Genomic DNA, 17504 nt, shown 5'->3' on the forward strand with positions numbered 1-17504 from the left:
AGGTCACTGTGCGTAGCAGCGCTTAGCGGCGGGAGCTCCGCGGTGCCATGCGGCGCAGTGCAAATCCAGCCAACATCATCGACAGAACCATCATCGCCCATGCGGAGAGGGTGGGAACTGGTGTTGGCGATGGCACAACGGGCGGATCCGAGGGCACCACTTTCTTGCTCTGGTCATTCCCTGGGTTCGGGTCACCTGAGCTGGTGACCGTAGCCGTGTTGACCACTTCTTTTTGACCCTGAGCGAGTGTGTTGACCTTGGCGCTGAAGTCAAAGGTAACTAACGCACCCTGGCTCAGGTCAGTCACCGTGCATTCCAGCGTGCGCGTCGCACTTGCATAGGTGCACTGATTCGGCACGGGCTGCATCAATTCCAGACCTTCTGGCAGGACATCAGTCACCTTGGCGTTGCCATTCTTCAGGTCCTTGGGCGGGGTCGCGGTCTCCTCGTTTTTCACCGTTAGGCGATAGGCAATGGTGCCGCCCACCTTGGTGCTGGTGGTGTCAGAGGTCTTGGTGATCGACAGATCCACCGCAGGTGGTGTCGAAGGGACCTTCTTCTCGCTGCGGTCATTCGACGGGTTCAGATCGCCCGGGCTGGTGACTGTTGCCGTATTGACCACTTCCGTCTGGCCCTGTGCCAGGGTGCTGACCTTGGCACTGAAGTCAAAGCCAACCGACGCACCCTGGTTCAGGTCGGTCACCGTGCATTCCAGAGTACGGGTCGCGGCCTTGTAGTTGCACTGACTTGGCGCTGGCAACAGCAATTCCAGGCCTTCTGGCAGCACATCAGTTACCTTGGCATTGCCGCCTGTCAAATGCTTAGGTGGTGTGGCAGTTTCCTCGTTCTTCACCGTCAGTCGGTAGGCGATGGTATCGCCTACTGTGGCATTTACAGCTTCCGATGTCTTGGTGATGGACAGATCCACATCTTTCAGTTCATCAGGGTCAAAACCGCTCGCAGGGTCATAGGCAGAGGTGCGATCCGTGACCTTGTTGTTATCCGTCACGTCCTCGCCTGCAGGCAGATTAGGGAGGTATTCACCATCGGCACTGACACTGGCTTCGTGGCGGATGGTGCCATAAGGCAAGTCACCATTGTTGATGGTCGCTGCATCCATCTCGAACTTGATCTCGGCCGATTCGCCAGGAGCCAACCAAGGGAAGTTGCAGACGAGTCCATCCGCGCTGAACGTGCATAGGCTCGGGTCAAAGCGGTTGGTGCTGGTGGGCTTGCCGTCCTTGCCCAGGGAAACCACGCTGGTCACGGCTGCACCGTTCAGCACAAAGCCTGCAGTCGAGCCCGCAGCGGGGAACTTGTCCAGCATCTGCACGTTGGTGGCGTACGAGGTGGAGGCACCACTGTTCATCACCTTGATGGTGTACTCGGTGCGGCTACTGGCGCCACTGTTGATCGGCAGGCGGTCAGCCGTGTGCTCCATGGTGATGCGCACGTCCAACTGGGGCTTGTCCAGGGTCACAATCTGGCTGGCCTTATTGTCCGTATTCGGATCAGCCAGCGGAATGGTTTCCTGAGTCGCCGTTTCTACCTGCACGTTGTTGGTCACCGATGCCGGATAATCTGTATTGGCGGAACGCAGAGTGTAAGCAATGGTGCGAGTGCTCACGCCAAATGCTTGATTGGCGGGCCATGCGCAAGTCAAGGTGTTCTTGCCGTCTTCCACCTTCGCACCGGCAGCGATCACGCCACCACCAGATAGGGAACATGTACTGCCGTTGGTAGTGCTGGGTGCAGTGACCCAGATCATGCCAACAGGCAGGGAGTCGACCAGTTTCACTATACGGGCCGCCGAAGGGCCTTGGTTCTGCACGCCAATGGTGTAGGTGACAGGCTGACCAGCCAATGCCGCGATCGGTGTTGCCGTCTTGGACGCTTTCAAATTAGTCAGCGCCGTCAGCGTGACGTCTGCGCTGGAGCTGTTATTGCCGCCATCGTGCTCGGCTGTGTCATCCGATTTGACCGTGGCGGTGTTGGTGATCTTGCCTGGCTGGTCGGCGTCGCCTGTGGGGTTCACGAACTGACGTGCCTTGATAGTGATGGGATACACGGTATTGCCCACAGGAACGTTGTTCAAGGTGCAAGTGACCTTGACCTGGTTTGCAGGCAGCCCCGTGGTGGAGTAATCGCATGATCCAGTCACGCCGTTCACAGGGGTGTACGTGGCCTCCACGAAGCGGTTGTTGCTATAGCGTGGGGTGCCGGTCACTGGATGCGCGGCAGCGCTTTCGTTGGCGTTCAACAGGTTCGTGATTACATCCTCCACCACCACGGTCTGGGCAGTCTGGAAGTCCGATACCAACATGCCGCTGGGCAGTGGGGTAGGAATGGCATTCTGGACGTTCAGCGTGTACTCCACTTCAGCGCCTGAGGCTGTCGGGCCGTAGGTGCTGGAATCTGGGGTGACTGCAGCCAATTTAGAAATCGACAGGTCCGCCACCTTTTCAGACAGGTTGACCATGCTCTTGTTGGATAAGAAGCCATCCGTTCCAAGACCCGGGCAGGTGCGGCCCGTGGGGCAGGCTGCTGATGCCGTATTCTGGATCGTGGCCCAATCCTGTCCATTCGGAATATGCGCTTCAACCTTGATGTTCAAGTTCTTGACAGCGTTTTCGGCAATCTCCTCATTCAACGTGCAGGTGACTGTTTGTGGCGTGGTTGTCGTCCATGCTGCGGGGGAAGCCGTGCAGACCCAAGGTGCCTCAGCCGCGGCATCTTTCACATATTCCAGCTTTGGATCCAACTCGTCGCTCACAGTGACGGTATTGGTCGCCAGCACCTTCACGTCACTGGTATTGGTTAATTTGATCGTCCAGCTAAATTGGGTGCGATCCTTGATGGCACCAGTCACGCTTGCTGCCTTTTCGACTTTCAGACTAGCCTTGTCGCTGATGGTGACGTTGGCGGAGGACTGATTGTTAGGCCCCTTGTTGGCAGCGGGCTCATTTTCTACATCCAACGTTGCCGTGTTTGTCAGCACCGTGTTGCCAGTTACGGGATTAATGGCAGCACCGCCTACATTCACAGCTGCGGTGAACACCAAGTCGGGCAGACTGCCATCTCCATTGACCGTGCCTGTGAAGAGGCAAGTCAGGACCTGACTCACCGCACTACAAGACCAACCCGCATCTTTTGCTGCTTGGCTGGCGTCACCGTACGTGATACCTGCCGGCAGCGTGTCGGTAATCGAGATGGCTCCCGAAGGCAGCATCCCGCCAGAATTGCGGCTGGCCTTCATGGTATAGGTGACGTTCTGGGAGGCGGTTTCCTTCTTGTCCAACACTGTCGGAGTGACAGATTTGGCCAGCTTCATATCGAGCTGGGTGTTGGGGGCGAACGTGATGCCTACCTTGTCATTGTTGTTGTCAGGATCGGAATCGACGAATGTGATGCCGCCTGAGGTTTGCCCTGCAACCGAAACCGTGGCATCGGTATTACCCGAGCTCTCCGTCACCGTCACAGGAATGGTCAGCAGTGGCAAATCCACGCCTTTGCCAATACCACCGACTGGAGCCGTGTAGGTACAGATTTGCGCCGAAGTGGGTGGAGTGGAGGTCGTGTCGTTGCTCTTGACACATGACCAGACATTGCCAGGAGATATGGGATCCCCTTGCCAAGATGTGCCAGCGGGCAATGCAAAGCGCACCACGGCTTTCTCACCAGCTGCCAGAGGGAAGGCATAGGGCGAATTGGCGTTGCTGGCCTGGATGGCGTAATTGACCACCATGCCTTGCTGTTGGGTGCTGCCGTTGGCAGGGCCAGCGAACTTGACGCTCAGATCAGCACGCTCGTACAGCGTAATGTTCCGTTCGATGTTGTCGTTGTTGTCGGGGTTTTTATCGACGTTGTCAGCCGATGCTAATGATGCAAAGGCTTTGGTGGCCAGGCCTTTGACGGGCAGAATGACGTTGAAATCCACCCGCTGAGGCGCACCGGCCAACAAGGTGGAAAACGTGCAACTGATGATCGAATTGGCGGGAACGGGTTGATTCACGGGGGCTGACCCGAGCAATTGTCCCCGGCTGGCGCTGCGATACCCAGGAAAATAGCGCCCTCTGGCAGCCTCTGCTTAAGCACAGCGTTGGTCACAGTGCCACTGCTGCCATTGATGCCAGATTCGGTACTAAAGGTGTACTTGCCGCCTACCGGCCCATCTTGCGGGTTGACAGCGTCGTTGCCATATGAGTGGATTTGGTGGTTGACTTGCAGATCCAATTCCGTGGCGGCCAGGGCGTTGCCACTCGTCACTCCCCATACCGCGGCAACGAGCAGGCCGGCGAGCAAGCGAATGCGGAACGAAGATGGAGGCGTGAAGCTTGCTGCTGGCTGATGCTCTGAACGAGACATGGGTAATGCTGCGCAAGCATGCAAAGGAATTCGCATGGAATGGTTGGGCTCTAGTGAAAAAGAAACTACCAGCGATGGATCGAGCTGCAGGCACTCGTGCTGGTGATGCCAGATCATGCAGATATGTATCTACAAGTTGCAGAAGCTTCAGTCTATAAGAAATGTCTATGGATCGCTTTTGCAAAACAAATCAAACGGTGGTGTTGATAGTTATTTTATTTAATCACGCAAAAAAAACAGACAATTGATGTCCTAATTACTAAGAAAATCAATGGTTCTGACAGCTTTTTCCCCGGCTGTGGTGACATTCTGATGGATTGTTAACAAGTGAAAAGACGTATTTGAGATAGTAGGTACGACGGTCCTATTCTCTATAAATCAAGTTGTGTGCCCCCCAGGTCCAGGGAGCGGATCAAGATATCCATTGGCTCTCTCAGCCCTGTCGGGCGAGCCTTGGACTTGCGGTGTAAACCAGTCCAAGTTTTTATCCGCATCCCCCGGACAGATCGTGACGTTGTTTGTACAAGTTAATCTGTGGAGGGCACGCAAAAAGCTCTGGGCCTTGTTCTGGCATAGGTACGTTTGCAAACAGCCTGGGAGCGCTTGAACAAGGTGTTTGCAACACCTTCTGAAGCGGTGCCGCATCGGACAGCCATCCATCGCAGCCTTAAATGCGCGCCTTCATCGCGCACGGCGCCAGAAGTGAGTTTTTCAGCCCCCCCCTCTAGACCAGCCCGCATCCGACCGCCATCACTTACAGCTTTTTTCTGAATTTCGACGAAACAAGCGCCTTCCCTGACAATATCTTACACCCCGCATCTGGCTCCCCATCCACTAAACAGCCCATGGAAATCCATATTCCATAGTGGGCCTTATCACTCCTGAGGCGCCAAAGCAAGCAATGCTAAAAAACCTCCCAAGACATCACAAAATCAATGAAAAAATAAATTAACCAAACATCAATAAAAAGAAAGCACCCATAATTTCTTGCCTATACCTTTCCAAAATAAAGATGGAGTAATCCAATGCAGTCTGTCTTGACGCAAAAACGCCAAAAAAGAACACTTCTAAAAAGCCTGGTAGCAACTGTGCTTGCATGCTCATTGTGCATGGCATATGGTGCTGTCTACACCCCAGACAATTTCGCATCTACGGGCGGCACCAATCTTGAAACCTACGCAATGGTTAAGGACAGCTCAGGCCGTGTGGTTATCGGCGGAGCTTTCACAACAGTACAAGGTCAAGCGGGCTATCAGGGGTTGGCGCGATTCAATGCAGATGACTCGTTGGATACCTCCCTCAAGGTGGCCACCAATTTATTTGTAAAAACTCTTGCAGTGCAGGCTGATGGGAAGATATTGATTGGTGGCGCTTTCACCGCCGTTATGCCGACAGGTGCTTCCACTTGGACACCCTTTTGGGGAATTGCCCGCCTAAATGCCGACGGCACGCTGGACGCCAGTTTCCAGAACGCGCCTGCAGGGAGAGTCAAGGCCAATGGCAATGTGCGCAGTATCGCTGTGCAGCCGGATGGCAAGATTGTCATCGTGGGCTATTTCAACGCCATCGACGGCACTCCTATCAATCGTATTGCGCGTCTAAATGTCAATGGCACCTTGGACACCAGCTTCAATGTGGGAACTGGGGCCAACGATGGCGTTGAGGATGTGAAGCTGCAAGCCGATGGCAAGATCGTGATTGCAGGATCGTTCACCCAGGTGCAAGGCACCACCATTCGCGGAGTAGCGCGCTTGAACGCCGACGGCACGCTGGACACAACCTTTGTGCCAAATGCAAATGCACCATCGGCCCCTAATGGTTCTTCTGGTGGATTGTTCCCCGTGTACCAAATCGCAATCCAGGCGGACAACAAAATCGTGGTCAACGGGGGACCACTTAAATTTGCCGACGAGTGGCATCGCGGCGTGGTGCGGCTGAACGCCAATGGAACACCCGATACCGCCTTCAATCCATTCATCAATGATTGGGGCTACTCTATTGCACTGCAAACGGTAGGGAGTGAGGAGAAGATTCTCGCTGGCGGCCGCTTCACTGTAGTGGGGCAGCGTGATGTTGCGACCGATGCTACTGTCGGCACGGACGTTGTGCGATACGGCATTGCCCGCTTCAATGCCGATGGGACTGTGGACGCGGATTTCGATACGTCCAATGGCACCAATTTACCAGTATGGGCCGTGCTGCCCAATAGTGATGGCACGGTCTATTTGGGTGGCGCATTTACCAGCGTGGCCGGCATGGCGCGCAATGGCATTGCGCGCCTGAAGGAGCTTGATCCCACGACTCAAGTCATCAACTTTGTTCAACCAGATCCAGCCGTCTATTCAGCAATGAATGGTGCCACTGTAACCTGGACAGCTGCTCCACCTACCAGCAGCAGTGCAGGCCTACCGGTCACATATAGTAGCTTGACAGCATCTGTCTGCACCGTAAACGCATCGACCGGTGTGGTAACTCTAGTCACCCCAGCAATTTCTGGATTGTGCACGATTGAGGCAAATGCAGCTGCTGGAACACAAGTGATCGGTGGAACTACATACAACGTCAAAGCAGCAGCTCCGGTGCAACAAAGCATGCAAATCGATGCGCCGCCAGATCAGAGCATCACGTTCCCAGTACAAACCACACCACGCAATGTGACAAGTGGAACATTCAGCATTGATCCCGTTGCTACTGCCAGCTCGACGTTACCCGTAACCTACTCCAGTCTGACCCCTTCCGTCTGCACAGTGTCTGGTACTACTGTGACGCCAGTAGCTGGAGGTCTTTGCACGATCGCAGCCAATCAGGCTGGAGGCACGGTGGGCGCCGTAGCATTCAATGCCGCACCCCAGGTTTCCCAGAACGTGACAGTGCAAAGTGCACAAACCATTAGCTTTCCGGCTCAAACCGCGCAAAGCGTAGTAACTGGAAGCTCATTTAATTTGGCTCCCGTGGCCACTGCCACTTCTGGCTTAGCAGTTACTTATACAAGCCTCACTCCTGACATATGTACGATGGCAGGAAGCGCTGTGCGAGTCTTAGCCACTGGCTCCTGCATCATTGAGGCAAATCAGCTCGGCAATGACTACTTCACTGCAGCAACTCCTGTGAGCCAATCTGTATCAGTCACTGCGTTGCCTGCTCCTGCTGCCACTCCCGTACCAACGCTCGGCGAATGGGGCCTGATCGCTCTGTCATCGCTACTCGGGATGTTCGGGCTCACGCGAAGCCGTAGACGTGCCAGCTAATTGGCTCTCGATATGCAAAGCCCGCCCATAGCCCGGCGGGCTTTTCTTCATGCCCGCGATTCCGGTATATCGGCAAAAATGTGGCATGTGGGGTCTCTGGCGTTCCGCACATATCCCATTCGCGAACGGCCCGTGTTGAAGCAACATGGATAGAGCTCTTGTCAAATCTCTTATTCACGACATCCACAGGGGACATCAGGCGGGTGGGATCGCAGAACGCCGCGCGGATCTCGGATGCCGAGACGCCGAAGTGAGCGCGCTGTATGACTTGACCCACGCCGACGCCGCCTGCTCGGGAAGCCTGCCGGGGCGTGAGCCGCCCATAGGCGGCTCTCTGTTCAGCGTTGACGCCTGCGGCTTCGCACCAGCCCGACCATAGTCAGCAAGGAGGGCAGCGATGTCAGCCCCACACTCGGAGAACAGGAATCAGAGCCGCAGTGCTTGCACTTCCTGGCTTTGACCAGAATGGGTTCTGCGCAGTAAGGACAGTCCTTCGTAGCCTGCACCATGGGCTGGGCGATGGGGTGTAGGCCGCCTTGCCGCGGCTGTGCTCGCCCCAGGCCTCCAAAGATCATCTGGAACCAGAATTTCCAGAGCTTGATGAAGCCCCATACCGGGATGGGCAAAAAGATGATCAGACCCAGGACGACGCCTCCCCCTCCACTACCTGCCATAGCGATGTTGGGCATCCACACCCAAGGCAACAGACGCTCCAAGCGCATGCGCGCACTCCTTTTCTTGGTATTCGGTACGGGGAGATGCTGGGCCGATGCCAGATTAGGTTTCTTCCTGCACCAATATGTGAAGCAAACTCCGTAGATGTAAATTTATCAAAAACAGATGCTTAGGGAGTGTCTGCCAAACCCACTCCCCCTACTCATCTTCCCGATCCGAACAACCTGCGCGATGTGTTTGCGTACTGGGTGCGTCTCAAACGCGTTGAGAAAGGCTGGTCGCAGGAGCGCCTGGCGCTCGAATGCGAATTGGACAGGACCTACGTATCAGCTGTGGAGCGGTCCCGCTGGAATGTGTCGCTTGCCAATATCGAGCGGATCGCGCAAGCGCTGGATGTGAAAGCCTGGACATTGATCAAACCACCTAGCATCTAGGACAACCAATGGGTGCCTCTAGCGCATCCGAAACTACAGTAGCTTGATAAGGCTGCGCGCCGTTCAGCAACACCTAGGTACAGGTTCAAGTCCTGTCGGAGAGGCCATTGCCTTGCAATGAAACCAATGACTTAGGCTTTTCTCCATCCCATCGGAGACTTTGCGGGAACTTTTTCCCAGCCTCGCAGCCACTTTCCACACACTCCAATGTGGCCCCAGAACGGCTCGCCAGACGCTCGCACACCGCTCCAGAGCGAGGCAACCGACGCACTGTAGCGGCGCTAGGTGCATGACTGTCGACAATGGGAATGGGTGTGGCTGAAAAGCAAAGTAAGTGTCAACAATACTTGATGGACAACCCTCAATTTGCAAAAACTAATAGGCTAATAACATCAGTTAATTTTTGCGATTTCTGAGGATCAAGATGCGAACGACCAACAAGATCTGGACACTATGCGGAGCATTGCTGGCTTGCGCGGCAGCCTATGCTGAAGCACCAGTGATGGCAAATTCCCAATATTTCACCGGCTGGCAAATGGCCAAGTTTGGGACACGAGTCACTACACCGACTGCGGGAGTTCCAATCAATGCGACCCTAGGAGGTGTCGCATTCGAGATCAACACTCTGGACCCAGCTCCAAGCCAATGGAGAACTTGGGGTGGCAGCACGGTCACCAACTTAATGGGTTCAACTGATCTTCCTCCTAACATTGGCCTTCCTACAGAACCAGGAAATGTGTGGGAAGTTGGTGCTGGCGAAGTTTCCGTGAAATTTCAATCCCCTATGGTTTGGGGCACGACCTTGTTCAGCCATGATTTCGACAGTACCGATGCTATGGAGTATCGCTTCTACCGTTGTGACGGTACTCAAATTGACGCGACCGCCGTTGAATTTTTGCAGATAGCAACAGCGAACAACCCTGTGCAAACGCCCCCGTTGCGGGCGCTACGGACTCCTTCTGGAAATTGGCGAGCCCTGTCGCTGGTGGTATTCCTGGCGTTACTGCGGGCCTGATCGTTAAAACTAACGATGTCTGTGAAATCAGATCTAAGGAGCTTGGCCTGCCTCGACATTCCACTGTCGACATGATGCTCGGCATCCCGCCAACCCCCAACCCGATCAATGACACTGGCAACACCACTCAAGGCCAGCCGGTGACTATTGACGTGCGCTCGAATGACACCACCTCCTCGCCCGCTACTAGTCTGACAACGCCAACCATTACACAGCAACCTACTAATGGATCCGTCACCATTGATGGTTCCGGCAACGCTATCTATACGCCCAATGCAGGCTTCTCCGGCACCGACACATTCACCTACCAAGTGTGTGTGCAGACAGCACCAACTCAGTGTAAGACTGCGACAGTGAGTGTGAGTGTTCTGGGAGTTAGCGCCTCCGCAGACTCAGCCACAACAAAAAAAGATACTCCGGTGACGATCAGCATTCTGGGCAATGATGCGTCTACTGCCCCTGCCAACGCACCACTGGCCGGTGTGGCCACAGAAGTTTCTGCTCCTGCTCACGGTACGGTTGTCTATAACGCCGATGGCACTGCCACGTACAATCCGGCCACTGGATTCACAGGTATAGATACCTTCGAGTATCAAATTTGTACAGTACAAGGACCGTATCCTCAACCTGCGTGCGCTACGGCAAAAGTAACCGTAGTTGTGAATTCTGGCACCACTAATCCAGGGAGCAACAACGCCACGCCGGTGCCGTCGTTGAACGACTGGGGGCTCCTGCTACTCTCTGCCTTGACGATCGGATTTGCAGGATTCTTCACAAGAAAGAGAATCACTGAATAGTAATCAAGCCCACTTCGGTGGGCTTTTTTGTGCACGAAGTGAATCGCCCCGGGATTGAACTGCCCCCCATAAGTTGGACAAACTTCAAGGCGTTTCATGAAGGAGTACAAAACGGAGTTCAAGCTGGAAGTGGTCCAAAGCTTCTTGGCAGGCGAAGGCGGCGCGAAGCTTTTGGCTCGGCGGTGGTCGGTTCCCGAGGAGAAGATCCGCACATGGGTGAGCCACTACCGCCTGCACGACATCGACGGTTTGCGCCCTAAGCGCAGCGCGTACAGTGCGCAGTTCAAGTTCCAGGTGCTGGCTCATCAGGTGATCTTGCCCCTGTAGTCCCGGACCCTGTCCATTCGCTACATTAGCCCTCGTGGGCGGGGTGATTCTGCCGTCTTCGGAATTCCCTGGGCGACATCATCTTCAAACTCGAGAATGGATGGATTTCGTTGAAGTGCTCGAACGCGTCTGGCAACTGCGCCAGCAGCTGCGCCGACAAAGCGCGTCTGATGCAAAAAATGGGGCTGCATGCGTTGATCCGGGCGAGGAAGCGTTCTTGGCGTGTCCCGAGCACGGACGATGTGCAGGTACCCAACGTTCTGCAGCGTGACTCCCGAAGTGGGCGACCGATATCACCGAGTTCAATGTACGCGGCCACAAGCTCTACCTGTCGGCCTGCATGGACCTGTATAACCGCGAGATCGTAGCGTACCGCATGGCAAGGCGGCCGGTCTTCGAGATGGTTTCCAGCATGCTTGAGGCCGCGCTCTCGCGGACCAGTTGCGCCGCTGGCCTGATCGTGCACTCCGACCAAGGTTGGCACTACAAGATGCAGCCCTACAGAGCGATACTGGCGAGTCATGGTGTCAAGCAAAGCATGAGCCGCAAAGGCAACTGCTTCGACAACGCAGCGATTGAAAGCTACTTCGGCACACTGAAAGCCGAGTACTTCCATCTCGACAAACCCGACAGCATTGATGCGCTCGAAGCGGGCGTGCATGATTACGTCCACTACTACAACCACGAGCGCAACCAGCTCGAGCAGCAAGCGCAGGATCTGCTGGCAAACGATGCGGACTACAACAACCTGATGTCGCTGCCAGGCGTCGGCCCCATTACTGCATTGACCATCCTGGCGGAGGCCGGGAATCTGCGCCGGTTTGGACATCATCGCCAGTTCCTGAAGTTCTGCGGCTTTGACCTGGCCAAGAGCCAGTCGGGTGTCCATCGCGGTCGGGAGCAGCTCTCCAAGCGGGGCAATGCCCGTCTGCGCCTGGCATTCTGGTTGGCCGCCGTCGAGGCTATTCGAATCCGCGAGAACTCGTTTCGGGAGAAGTACGACCGATACGTCAGTTGCAACCCCAAGGACCCCGACCTCAAGCGCAAGGCGCTCAAGGCCGTGGCGGCCAAGATGGCGCGCATGGCGTACGGAATTATCAAGAAGTTGAAGTCCCCACGATTTCCTGAGCCAGTCAGAAGTAGAGGTTGGGGAACAGTTTGACACGGTACTCGACAGGCGGGATTCGGCCGAGGGCTTCGTGAGGTCGATGGTGGTTGTAGCGGTACAGCCAGTCGACCGTCATGTCACGTACCTCCTGTAGGTTGTCAAAGACGTAGCAATCGAGTACCTCGGTACGATAGGTCTTGTTGAATCGTTCGACATAGGCGTTCTGCATAGGCTTTCCAGGCTGGATATGGTTAAGGGCAATGCCCTTGGTCTGCGCCCATTTCGCTAATGCATCGGCGATGAACTCGGGCCCGTTGTCCAGGCGAATCGACACCGGCGCACCTCGGACTTCCACCAACTCGTTCAAAGCTTGAATGACACGCGAAGCAGGCAGACTGGTATCGACCTCGATGCGCAGACCCTCACGATTGAACTCGTCGATGACGTTGAAGGTCCTGAAGCGCCGTCCCGACCATAGTGCATCGACCATGAAGTCGCAGCGCTACCCCTGGCTGGGCTGGCCTGCAGCCTGTAGCGGTTGTTTGATGCGCGCTGGCATCTGTGGAACCAGCTCGTGGCATACGCCCACGCGCACCCTCGCATTCAGCGCAGGGAGGCGTTCTGCAAGGCGAAGTTCAAGGACTGGACGGGTGATTGGCGCCCGCGCTCCTGTAGCTTTGATGGCGCACCTGAGGTGCAAATTTCTGACGCTGTGCGCAGCCGCTTGACTGCCGAGAGCATTCGCCGTGCGAAATCGAGGGCGGCCGCATGACGACATTCATCAACTTCGCTCGGGCTCACGGCGTGGACATTGCCCCGGGCAAGCTGTACGCCAGTGAGAAGGTCAAGCGTTGTCCTACGGAGGCTCACCCACGCAGCAAAAACAGCGCGTACTTTTGGGATGGGCAACGGAGCTGGGTGTTCGCCTGGGATGGTGAGGCACGCGTGCAGTGGTTCAACGACCCGAACGCGAAGCCATGGACAGAGGCGGGAAAGGCCGCATGGCGAGCAAAGCGTGATGCAGCCCGAAAAGCAGAGGAGTAGAAGCGCGGGCGCGCCGCCGTGTTAGCTGCGGAGACGCTGCGCGAGACCAAGCCGGCCAGGCACAACTATCTGTACCTGAAAGGCTTCACTCAAATGGAGGGGCTGGTCGCTCCTGATGGTGCACTCGTTGTGCCCATGCGGGATTGGAAGACCAACGAGGTGCGCGGGGTTCAGTGCAGTGGGCGCAGGACCGGTACAAGAAACAGCATTGCGCGAGCGCCGAGGGGAAGTATGTGCCGCCGCCTGCGGTGGACCCGGATCGAGACAGCGCGTCCATGGTGCCCTTCATGCCGGACCTCAACGCCATGCACGTGCAGCAGTCCCTGCAGGTGGTGCCCAAGCAATTCCGGATGGTGCTGTTCACGATCTATGTGCCGCAGCGACGGCACCCCATGGTCGCGCGCCGGCACATGCGCATCACGGCCAGCCAGTGGGAGGGCTATCTGACCGAGGGGCTGAGGCGCTTTTGGGCCGTCTATTTCAGCAGGCACTTGCGAAAAGCCTGCCATAACCGCGCCTATACTCCGCCACACTAAGTCGTGCGCCCCGGTTGCCTAATGGCAGCCGAAGACGTAGGTAGAGATAGATAGAGTGGCAAAGGCTCCGATCAGAGATCGGTCGGGGCTTTTGCTTTTTGTCCAGAATCTTTCTATTGACTATTGTTGTATTTGATTTGTTAGCTAACAACTATGATTGTTGCATCGTGTGCCTAGTGGCGTTTTACCAGAGCGGTGAGATAGCTGGGCACTGGGAGGCGGAGATGCACAATCCAGAAATACAGATAAAACGAAAAGGTTCCTCAGAGGTTCACTTGATCGCGTTGGAGCAAGGCTTGAACACTTTTGGTCGAGAGCCGGGGAATGCGATCAACCTTCCATCGCCTTTTGTCAGCCGCGTGCATGGCGTGATCAAGCGGTGGTCAAATCTCGTGAGTCTGAAAGACAACGACAGCACGAACGGGATTCGTGTGAATGGGATTCCAGTCAGACACAAGATACTGTTCACTGGTGATGTGGTTGAGGTCGGCCCTTTCGAAATCATCGTCAAGCAAGGCTCTGTTGAATGAGCTGACCCGTCTAAGTTACTGCCAATGGATCTACCAAGCCGTCCCTAGTGGGCGGCTTTTGCGTTTACGGGCTTGTCGTTCAATGGACAGGACTTCCGGCTACGAACCGAACGATGAGGGCTAGACTCCTTCCGGGCCTCTGATTGAGACGCATGGTCGAGCAGTGGCTAGTCGCCAGAGCGCTTTGCTTGAATGGCATGCCACGTACCAATATCCATTCGACTATGAACATGCCTTTTGCATATAAGGTTTAGAGCAGCAGTCTTGGCACTTTCCGAAGCGAGCACTAGGTTCGGAACACCTTCAGGGCCGCTGACGATAAGTGCCCTGCTTGGAGCTCGTTTGGCTCTGAAGCTGGCGAAAGAACCTTCTTGGTCAATAGAGCAATAGAGGGCGTAAATGTCAGCGGGGTCGCGCAGGTTGAGCGCGTCGAGCCATCGGCTGATATCTGTTGTTCGGGCCATGTTCGCTCCTGAATGATTGGAGTTGTTGCCCCCTCTGCACACAATTTACTGCAAGTTGGGTCAGAAAGTGCCGTCACGTCAAGTCGCCTAACTCCATTGAGCCTCGCATCACGCGGGGCTTTTTCATTTCGACCCGGAGCAAGCCTGGGCCGCGCATGAGAGGTTTGATTGCGCGGGCATTCCTTACCCCAAGCTCATGGGGCGCTTGCAGAGCGAACGGCAGAACTCAGCCCAGGCGGGTAGTCCGATGGGTGCATTCATCAATCAAGGCGGATTCATGACAACCAATCGATCCCTCAAATTTTTTGTGTTGATCCTGGTGTTTGTTGTGCTCGCTGGATGCGTGCCATCTTGTGCGGAGCGAGGTGGCGAACGTGTGCGGAATGGAGTCAACCCGTTATGGTTGGCAAGATCGTGACAGTGATGCCCAGGTACGAATGCAGATTGGTGCAATCGGGTCGCCCATTCAATCGATCGGAAGGTGGGGGCTATGTCTCTCAAAACCCTTAAGTCCTCACTGCCCATCCTCGGCACAACAGGCATTCGACTGCTGGACACCAAGGCTGGGGCAACCCCTCGCATCCGTGGCAGCACGTGGATGAAGATCAGACGGGCCGCACTGGTCGCCGGCTCCTACACCTGCATTGACTGTGGTCGAGTGCATGCATCGAACGAGGTAGACCACCCCGCAGGGCCGCACAAATGCCATGCGGATCGTCGAGCGCACCCTCCATGAGGCCGAGAAGCGCGGCTTCAAGCATGCGAGCACAGTGTGGGCGCTGATGCGTCGCAATGACATACCTAGGCGCCTGGTGAATCTGATCGACGAGGCGGTGGAACTCATCCCCAATGAAGTCCAAGCCGAGATCATGAAGAGCATCAATCAGCCCTCCGAGGACGAAGCAGTAAGCATTCCCCTTGTTACGGCCATGAAGCATCCGGTTAGCTATGAGCCCGAAATAAATCCGCGCTTTCTGCCCCCTGGCCCCGACGGTGTCGATCCACGTTTTGGGGGTGCGGGCAATAAGCTGCAGCGCATTGTAGAGGCTGAAGGAAAGGACGCGATCCACAAACCAGAGCATGCACATCTGTTCAGTCAGACGATGCGATTTGCCCCAAAGGATCTGCAGACGCCAGAAGCTGGCGCTGAATACGACGACAGCAATCGTCTTCTTTCCACCGCCGCAGGCATCGCAAATGTGCTCGCGCAGACCCACGCGACTGTTGATGCTGCAGAAGGCCAGTTGTATGACATCGCCGCGATCGCCAAGGCAGCGCTTATGCACTCCGACGAAGTGCCATCGCGAGAGCGAAAGCGCCTGCTGACTGAGGTGGGGGACGTACTGGCAGACCTTCTCAAGGATGAGACATCACGCGGGATCAACGGATTTATTGTGGGGCATCAGCCTGTCCACCAGACACCAAACAAGAAGGCTGTGGTGACTCAGGATGTGTCATCGCTGCTGCACGCAATCCCTGACGCGCACACGCTGATCAATGAGGCCTTCAACGTTATCGATGCATCAGCGCTTCCGAACGAAGACGATGCGGTATGGGGACTTACTTCACTGATGGAGCGGCTCGAAGGTTTGTTCAAGAAGGAGGCCGGCAACGAGACTCCATGGGAGAACAGCACTACGTCGTATCTGTCCCCAGAAATCGCAAAGGTAATCGCGGTACTGGATGACATCAATGATCGCTTGGGATGCATGCTCCTGTGCGCAAGCCTCACCGTCTTGACCGTTTCCAAGGACATGCTGGATGACGCTGTCAACCGAGCAGTCGAAGCAAGAAAGATGAGGGTGTTTGAATGACTGACCACATCGAGATCCATCCCGGCGTTATGCGCCAGCTCGACCACCGCCAGGCTGTCTACACCGGCACCGCGGAGGCGCTGATCGCTACACGCGTAAATCAGCAAAGGACGTGGATCGACAAAGCTGCGCGCTCAGCTGTTTTCAAGAAAATTTGGCACCTCAATGAAGTATGTGTACGCGTCTTCAGGAAATCGGTACTTCTCGACAACAAAGGCACGAATCGCTTGCAAAGTAGTGGCTTGAACTTCTGGTGTTTCAGCCGCAAGACACCGCCAAAAATTATGAACAAAAAGAAGCACCGTGCTTCCTCTGTTTGTCGCGTTGATCAGATGGACGGCATCGCAAAACCACAGAACAGTCACGTTCGCACTTGCTGCAAAACTCCGCAAATGGGCCGTCAGCTGAAACTGAACATCTATAGGTTTCCATTTGCGTTCTTGCATCGAAAAATCGTAATCGATCGTCCTCGAATTGCAAATGCACTTCGCGTGCTAAACAGCATTATTTCCAGCATTTACAACGTAAAGATGGACTGAGAGCCGTGTGATTTCGCTTATAGCAAAACAAAACTACACATTGCAAAACAGGCACTGCGCAAGGTGAACAGGATCAGGAAGGAGCAAGGGAAATGAGCTCGCGATGGGTAACGATTGACAAGATTTCCGAAATGACCGGCCCGATGGCAGGCAACATGTCGGGATCCAAGTGGATTCGCCTCAACGTGGCACCATGACGATGAGTGAGCTGAACACCCCCGTCCACGCCTGACCATCCACACCGCGGACCATCCAGTTCCCCTCATCGGTGAGTACAGCTTTAGCTCCGTAGCCTCAAGCCCAGGTAGGCTGCAACTCTCGCCCAATCAGCAACAGAGAACGAGCCTGGTTGCATGCGGTGCACGTCCGGCCAGGTCTCACGCGGCATGTCCCGTGTGGAAACCAAGCGTAGCGCAGGACGTCTGGCCTGTGAGGCTGATACAGGTTTAAAAACAGGTGTCGGCATGGTGCCTCCAGTGAAATGGGGGAAGAAATAGACAAAGAAATAGGGAGTGAAAGCCCCATACAGGCGACTGCCCTCCTTCCCGCGTTCCCTGCCCTCAAAATCTCGAAAGCCCATCGCCGCATGCTGGATGCAGGCTACGCTC

General features: G+C 55.5%; 13 protein-coding genes, 1 tRNA gene and 1 pseudogene. 12 read left to right on the plus strand and 3 right to left on the minus strand.

Going from position 1 to position 17504, the window contains the following annotated elements; all coding sequences use genetic code 11:
• Positions 1-22: 22 nt before the first annotated feature.
• Both H9K76_RS14035 and H9K76_RS14040 read right to left on the minus strand, forming a co-directional pair.
• On the minus strand, positions 23-4012 hold the full coding sequence (locus tag H9K76_RS14035) for an IPTL-CTERM sorting domain-containing protein (RefSeq protein WP_187596009.1): 3990 nt from the start codon (positions 4010-4012) through the stop codon (positions 23-25).
• Positions 4009-4482 (minus strand): hypothetical protein, encoded by a 474-nt coding sequence (locus H9K76_RS14040; RefSeq protein ID WP_187596010.1) that lies wholly within the window; start codon positions 4480-4482, stop codon positions 4009-4011. The genes H9K76_RS14035 and H9K76_RS14040 overlap by 4 nt, the downstream gene beginning before the upstream one ends.
• Positions 4483-5390: 908 nt before the next feature.
• On the opposite strand from H9K76_RS14040, the gene H9K76_RS14045 reads away from it, so the two are divergent.
• From H9K76_RS14045 to H9K76_RS14070, 6 genes are all read left to right on the plus strand, one after another.
• Complete coding sequence (locus tag H9K76_RS14045) at positions 5391-7613, plus strand: IPTL-CTERM sorting domain-containing protein (RefSeq protein WP_187596011.1); 2223 nt, start codon at positions 5391-5393, stop codon at positions 7611-7613.
• A gap of 851 nt (positions 7614-8464) precedes the next feature.
• Positions 8465-8722: a helix-turn-helix domain-containing protein gene (locus H9K76_RS14050; RefSeq protein WP_187596012.1), complete on the plus strand. Its 258-nt coding sequence runs from the start codon at positions 8465-8467 to the stop codon at positions 8720-8722.
• Between the two features lie 424 nt (positions 8723-9146).
• A complete protein-coding gene (locus H9K76_RS14055; RefSeq protein ID WP_187596013.1) occupies positions 9147-9737 on the plus strand; it encodes a hypothetical protein in 591 nt (196 codons plus the stop codon).
• Between the two features lie 71 nt (positions 9738-9808).
• Complete coding sequence (locus tag H9K76_RS14060; RefSeq protein ID WP_187600643.1) at positions 9809-10534, plus strand: IPTL-CTERM sorting domain-containing protein; 726 nt, start codon at positions 9809-9811, stop codon at positions 10532-10534.
• A 96-nt stretch (positions 10535-10630) separates the two neighbouring features.
• Complete coding sequence (locus H9K76_RS14065) at positions 10631-10861, plus strand: transposase (RefSeq protein WP_187596014.1); 231 nt, start codon at positions 10631-10633, stop codon at positions 10859-10861.
• A gap of 328 nt (positions 10862-11189) precedes the next feature.
• A complete protein-coding gene (locus tag H9K76_RS14070) occupies positions 11190-12023 on the plus strand; it encodes a transposase (RefSeq protein WP_425489705.1) in 834 nt (277 codons plus the stop codon).
• On the opposite strand, the pseudogene H9K76_RS14075 reads toward H9K76_RS14070, so the two are convergent.
• Positions 11995-12465 (minus strand): annotated as a pseudogene (locus tag H9K76_RS14075) (integrase core domain-containing protein); the annotation flags it as partial. The gene H9K76_RS14070 and the pseudogene H9K76_RS14075 sit on opposite strands and share 29 nt — an antisense overlap.
• A 272-nt stretch (positions 12466-12737) precedes the next feature.
• On the opposite strand from H9K76_RS14075, the gene H9K76_RS14080 reads away from it, so the two are divergent.
• From H9K76_RS14080 to H9K76_RS14105, 6 genes are all read left to right on the plus strand, one after another.
• Entirely contained in the window at positions 12738-13013 is a 276-nt protein-coding gene (locus tag H9K76_RS14080) for a hypothetical protein (RefSeq protein WP_187596016.1), read from the plus strand.
• A gap of 275 nt (positions 13014-13288) precedes the next feature.
• Entirely contained in the window at positions 13289-13549 is a 261-nt protein-coding gene (locus H9K76_RS14085) for a hypothetical protein (protein ID WP_187596017.1), read from the plus strand.
• 224 nt (positions 13550-13773) lie between these two features.
• Complete coding sequence (locus tag H9K76_RS14090; protein ID WP_187596018.1) at positions 13774-14079, plus strand: FHA domain-containing protein; 306 nt, start codon at positions 13774-13776, stop codon at positions 14077-14079.
• 68 nt (positions 14080-14147) lie between these two features.
• Positions 14148-14219, plus strand: a tRNA-Arg gene (locus H9K76_RS14095).
• A 1031-nt stretch (positions 14220-15250) separates the two neighbouring features.
• Positions 15251-16357 carry a hypothetical protein gene (locus tag H9K76_RS14100; RefSeq protein ID WP_187596019.1) on the plus strand — a complete coding sequence of 369 codons (1107 nt, stop codon included), beginning with the start codon at positions 15251-15253 and terminating at the stop codon, positions 16355-16357.
• The gene (locus H9K76_RS14105) at positions 16354-16896 is read left to right on the plus strand and encodes a hypothetical protein (protein ID WP_187596020.1); all 543 of its coding nucleotides are present in this window, start codon (positions 16354-16356) and stop codon (positions 16894-16896) included. The genes H9K76_RS14100 and H9K76_RS14105 overlap by 4 nt, the downstream gene beginning before the upstream one ends.
• Positions 16897-17504: the final 608 nt, after the last annotated feature.

The sequence above is a fragment of the Diaphorobacter ruginosibacter genome, from assembly GCF_014395975.1.
Lineage (GTDB): Bacteria > Pseudomonadota > Gammaproteobacteria > Burkholderiales > Burkholderiaceae_C > Diaphorobacter_A > Diaphorobacter_A ruginosibacter.